The 5,721-nt window shown below is 41.2% G+C and carries 4 protein-coding genes; all 4 read right to left on the bottom strand.

Going from position 1 to position 5,721, the window contains the following annotated elements:
- A partial coding sequence (locus ACEW8O_RS23065; protein ID WP_373496986.1) for a TolC family protein occupies positions 1 to 688 on the bottom strand: 688 nt, incomplete at its 3' end.
- A 142-nt stretch (positions 689 to 830) separates the two neighbouring features.
- Positions 831 to 1,235 carry a four helix bundle protein gene (locus ACEW8O_RS23060; protein WP_373496985.1) on the bottom strand — a complete coding sequence of 135 codons (405 nt, stop codon included), beginning with the start codon at positions 1,233 to 1,235 and terminating at the stop codon, positions 831 to 833.
- Between the two features lie 150 nt (positions 1,236 to 1,385).
- Entirely contained in the window at positions 1,386 to 5,264 is a 3,879-nt protein-coding gene (locus ACEW8O_RS23055) for an efflux RND transporter permease subunit (RefSeq protein ID WP_373496984.1), read from the bottom strand.
- Between the two features lie 275 nt (positions 5,265 to 5,539).
- A partial coding sequence (locus ACEW8O_RS23050; RefSeq protein ID WP_373496987.1) for a hypothetical protein occupies positions 5,540 to 5,721 on the bottom strand: 182 nt, incomplete at its 5' end.

Below are 5,721 nucleotides of genomic sequence, written 5' to 3'. Positions count from 1 at the left end.
GAACTTGCAGTCTCAGCACATCTGTCAACTTTCCTGATCCAGACCCTGAACCCATGGAGGATCCAGCAGATGATTGATTCATTCCAGATGATCCTGCGGAACTTCCGCTTCCCATTCCCATTCCATCTCCAGAACCATTTGATTGTGTTCCTCGAGATGGCCTTTTTACCGCAGAAGATACCGATGAAACTGCCTCCGAAGTATTACCTCCTTGATACCTAATAATGGCCAATTTCTCCAATGACCTCAAAATCTCTAAATTGGATTTGTTTATATCAATCGTGTTTTGCAATTGCTGCAGTTGGAAGTAGGTTTCTTTTACCTGATAGAGTAGAATATTCCTTTCCTGCCTAAACTCCTCGTACTTGGCTTCCGCCATCAAAGTCGCTTCATCCTTTTGCGTTCGAAGCATCCCAAACCAAGGAAACATTTGCATCACCGAAGCCTCTGCCCGCTGATTCCCCATTAATAACTCCATGGGCTTTGTAAATACACCAATATTTAATTGAGGGTTTTCTAAGGTTACTTGATTCGATTTTTCAAGACTTGCCTTATAAGCTGTAAATGAAGCTTGAAGTGCAGGATTATTTTCGGTAGCTTCTTCGAGATATTGATCTAAGGTTTGACTTTCTGCTTGAAATATGGTAGCAATAAGTAGAAATAAAATTGAAATATTTTTAAGCATCATTCCTTTTTTGGTATTTAAAACACTTTGCAATAACTCTAAATACTGTAGAAATAAGGTAGATATAAATAGAAATAATATAGAAATAATACCCGTCACGATTCCTCTTTTATGTTTATGAAGACTTATTTCAATATTGAATCTGTTAAAGCCGGTCATTTTTCCCTCCTTTCTTGGACTCGTAGGTTCTTGTGATGGTATTGTTCAGCTTGATTTGAAGAGGTTGGTGTATAACACAAATTTCTTCCCATTCTTGTGGAGTGACTATTTTTCTCTCCAACCTTAAATCCAACCAGTATTCTTTACCTTCTGATAAGGAGGCTCTGGCAATAAAATAAAAATGAATCTTTTCCAAGAAATGAAATCGACCATAACCTTCTGCAATATTGGCCCCAACAGAATCGACAGAATCCAACATCTGATCTCCCCAAACCTTCTTTTCTGGGGAAGAAAGTCGACAATATATTTTCCAAGCAATCTTCGAAAGCTTTCTAGACAATTGATATATCTCCAAATCCTTCAGAGGTATAAACTTCTTTTTCTCTTCCATATTTCTACAATAATTCGCTTTAGCATATTTCAATCATATTTCACCGAAGGCTTATTTCAATCTATTTCTACTTTATATCGCTTAAGCCTATTCTGCCATTTCTCCCCAAAGGATTATTTCGCCGATGGTATATTTCAATTTATTTCTATTTTATTTCGCTTCAGCATATTTCAACTTAAACTCCTGATACTTCCCATAAAGTACCGGTACAATAAACAGCGATATCAAAGCAACCGTCATTCCTCCAAAAGCTGGAATAGCCATAGGGATCATGATATCTGAACCTCTTCCGGAACTTGTCAATACAGGAAGCAAGGCCAATAATGTAGTAGCTGAGGTCATCAAACAAGGTCTAACCCTTTTCAAGCCTGCTTCTAAAACAGCTTTGCGGACTTCCTTTACATTTTCAGGCTGTATTCTTTCGAAGCTTTGTTTCAAATATGTACCCATAACCACGCCATCATCAGTAGCAATACCAAAGAGGGCAATGAAACCTACCCAAACCGCAACGGAAAGATTGAAAGTCCGCATTTGGAAGAGTTCCCTCATATTGGTTCCCATAAAACTAAAATCAAAGAACCAACCCTGACCATATAGCCATAGCATCATAAACCCTCCTGAAAATGCCATGGCAATGGCTGAGAAAATCATCAATACCATGGCTGTTGACCTGAACTGAAAATAAAGTATCAGGAAAATCACCGCTAACGAAAGCGGAATTACAATTGCCAGACGCTTCTCTGCACGGATTTGGTTTTCATAGCTTCCTGAGAAAGTGTAAGAAACACCTGTTGGGACTTCCAATTCTCCAGAAGTGATTTTTTGTTGGATGAAATCTTTGGCATTATCCACCACGGTGCCTTCAGCAAAACCATCTCTTTTGTCAAATAATACATAACCCACAAGAAAGGTATTTTCTCCCCTAATCATCATCGGACCGGGACGATAGTTAATTTCTGCCAATTGGCCCAAAGGAATTTGTGCACCCGTAGGCGTGCTGACCAAAATACGCCTCAAAGCCTCCGGATCATCCCTGTATTCTCTTGCATATCTGGCACGAATGGCATATCGCTCCCTGCCTTCTACGGTGGTGCTCAGTTTCATTCCACCAATAGCCACTTCTATAAATTCCTGAACATCAGCTATATTCAGCCCGTATCTACCCAATTGGGTTCGATCTAGGTCAATTTCCATATAAGGTTTCCCCAATGAGCGGTCAGCAAAAACTGCTTCGGATTTAACAGAAGCAACTTCCTTCAGGAGTGATTCCAGTTTTAGGCTGAAACTCTCGATAGTTTCCAAATCCGGTCCATAAACTTTCATCCCCATAGGTGCACGCATACCTGTCTGCAACATCACCAAACGCGTTTCGATAGGCTGTAATTTAGGAGCAGAGGTTACCCCAGGAATATTGGAGGTTCGAACTTGAATTTCATCCCAAATATCATCTGGTGTTCGGATTTCATCCCTCCACTGTCTGAAATATTGACCCCTTCTATCATCTGGCACCAAATACTTGACAATGTTTCTTATGACTGCCTTTCTTTGGGTTTCTTCCATGTAATTCTTATCATCGTCCCAAATGGCTCCATCACTGCGATCGTACCACCAGTTTTTTTCATTCACCAACAATTGATAATTCCCTTCCCTGTCCACTTTGAAACGGAGTTTTTGAGCATCCTCGTTTTGTAAGTATTCAGTCTTGTAATTGATGATGTTTTCATACATGGACATTGGTGCAGGGTCCAAAGGACTTTCTGCCCTTCCGGCTTTTCCGACCACCATTTCGACCTCAGGAATAGCCTGAACCAACATATCCAATTGCTTCACAATTTGCATATTGGCTTCCACTCCTGAATGCGGCATGGAAGTAGGCATTAGTAAGAATGATCCTTCATTTAATGCAGGCATAAATTCCTTACCCATTCCCGGCAGGGCATGTGCAAGTCCCGACCAAGCTGATGTAGTACGTATATTCCAACCCACTTGATCAAATCCTTTGGCTATAAAGCCGAATACAGCATTGAAGCCCAACCAGATATTGGCTGCAAATAGAATGATCAGGACAGGAAGAACGAAGAAAATTCTAGCATGTTCCAAACACCATTTTAACATGTGTGAATAAAATCGGATAAAGAGAGAAAAGAGTCCCAATACCAATCCCAAAACCAAACCAATAAAAAAGAAATTTACCAGAACTGATTGTGTCAAACCAAGCGGTCTCCATTCTACAGCCAAAAGAATCGAAACAGCCACGACTGCAATCAGCATTGAAATCTGATTTTTGAATTGGCCTTCTTTGGTTTGCTGAGGGAAGAAATGATGAATCAATTGATTGGCTGCAAATGCCAACAAAACCCATCCTGCCCAAGGGAAATAGAAGAGAAGAACAAAACCTGCAATAGCCATTAACCCATTAAGAATCGTTCTGTAATTCTTGGATTTGATCTTTGTCCCAAATACCCAGTGGGCAAAGGCCGGCATAAAAACCAAAGTGAAAATCAAAGCCGCTATCAAGGCGAAAGTTTTGGTATACGCCAATGGACCAAAGAGTTTACCCTCAGCTGCTTGAAGGGTAAACACTGGCAAGAAGCTGACTATAGTTGTCATTACCGCAGTGAGAATGGCTGAACTTACCTCAGCTGTGGCGTCATAAATTATCTGGAGTTTGGATTTCTTATCATCTGATTCTTCCAAATGCCGAAGGATATTTTCATTTAGAATAATCCCCAAATCCACCATGGTTCCGATGGCAATAGCAATTCCGGACAATGCTACGATATTCGCATCCACCCCGAAATACTTCATCATAATGAAGCACATCAAAACTGCTAATGGTAAAAGTGCAGAAATCAATAGAGAAGCTCTGAGGTTGTATACCATCACCATGATGACGATGATGGTAATTAGAATCTGCAGGCTGATCGCTTCATTTAGGGTACTTAAAGTCTCTTTAATCAGACCCGAACGATCATAAAATGGTACAATTGTCACTTTGGAAATAGAACCGTCTTCCAAGGTTTTAGAAGGTAAACCCGGAGAAATTTCTCCTATTTTTGCTTTAATAGCATCTATTACTTGCAATGGATTGTCTCCGTAACGTGCTACCACTACGCCACCGACAGCTTCCGCACCTCCTTTATCCAAAATCGCTCTTTCTGCACGGCTCGCAGGCCCGATATTGACTTTTGCAATATCCTTAATACGCAAAGGAACATTGCTGCTAACCTTGACAACGGCCTGTTCGATGTCTTCCAAAGACTTGACATAGCCAAGGCCACGAACGATAAACTCCACCTGATTGATCTCCATGGTATTGGCACCAATATCCAGATTGGATTGCTTGATGGCGTTCATCACCTGCATCATGGAGACATTGTGGGCTTTCAAGGCTACAGGATCAAGATCCACTTGATACTCCTTCACATGCCCTCCGATGCTGGCAACTTCGGCTACGCCCTCTGTTCCTGCCAGACCATAGCGCACATAATAATCCTGTATACTTCTCAGTTCATGTAAATCCCAACCTCCTGCAGGATTCCCTTTTTCATCCCTGCCTTCCAAAGTATAAAAATATACCTGTCCCAATCCTGTGGCATCAGGTCCTAGCTTTGGCTGTACGCCTTCAGGCAGCAAATCAGAGGATAAGGAGTTGAGTTTTTCCAGAATTCGAGAACGGCTCCAGTAAAATTCTACATCCTCCTCAAAAATGATATAAATGGATGAAAACCCGAACATGGAGGTACTTCGAACTGACTTTACACCGGGTAATCCCAAGAGAGAAGTAGTCAGCGGATACGTAATCTGATCTTCCACATCCTGTGGAGAACGTCCCATCCAGTCGGTGAAGACGATTTGCTGATTTTCCCCGATATCAGGAATGGCATCCACCGGAACAGGATCATTGGGCAGAAATCCTGTATTCCAGTTGAATGGCGCCGTAACAATTCCCCATGCTACAACAAGCACTAGGAGAATGACTGTGACCAGTTTGTTTTCGAGAAAAAACTTTATAATGTTATTTAACATAGAATCATCCTTTGAGCCACTAATGGCGGTGGATACTTGTGGATATTATCCCGATTTTACGGAATCGGATCCGTCAAGGCGGACAAGTTATTGGTGGATATAGATCCCAAAGCAGAACTTTTACTTTGAAAAAGGGAAAGGAGCGAGAAGGGTAAAGGAGACTCAGGCTAGACCTGTCAGGTTTTGAAAACCTGACAGGTCTTCAAAATGAATCGAGTATAAATTAGAAATCTAAATTATCCTTTGTGCCATCATGCCTTAGTAGCAATCCCTTATTAAATAGGGAGAAAAATCATATCAGGAATAGCATCCACTGGTACGGGATCGTTGGGAAGGAAGCCGGTATTCCAGTTGAATGGTGCCGTCACGATCCCCCATGCTACAACAAGTACTAGGAGTATGACCGTGACCAGTTTATTTTCGAGAAAAAACTTTATAATGTTATTTAACATAGAAT

Source organism: Aquiflexum sp. (genome assembly GCF_041749095.1).
Lineage (GTDB): Bacteria > Bacteroidota > Bacteroidia > Cytophagales > Cyclobacteriaceae > Aquiflexum.
This window is presented reverse-complemented; position numbering and strand designations above follow the sequence as displayed.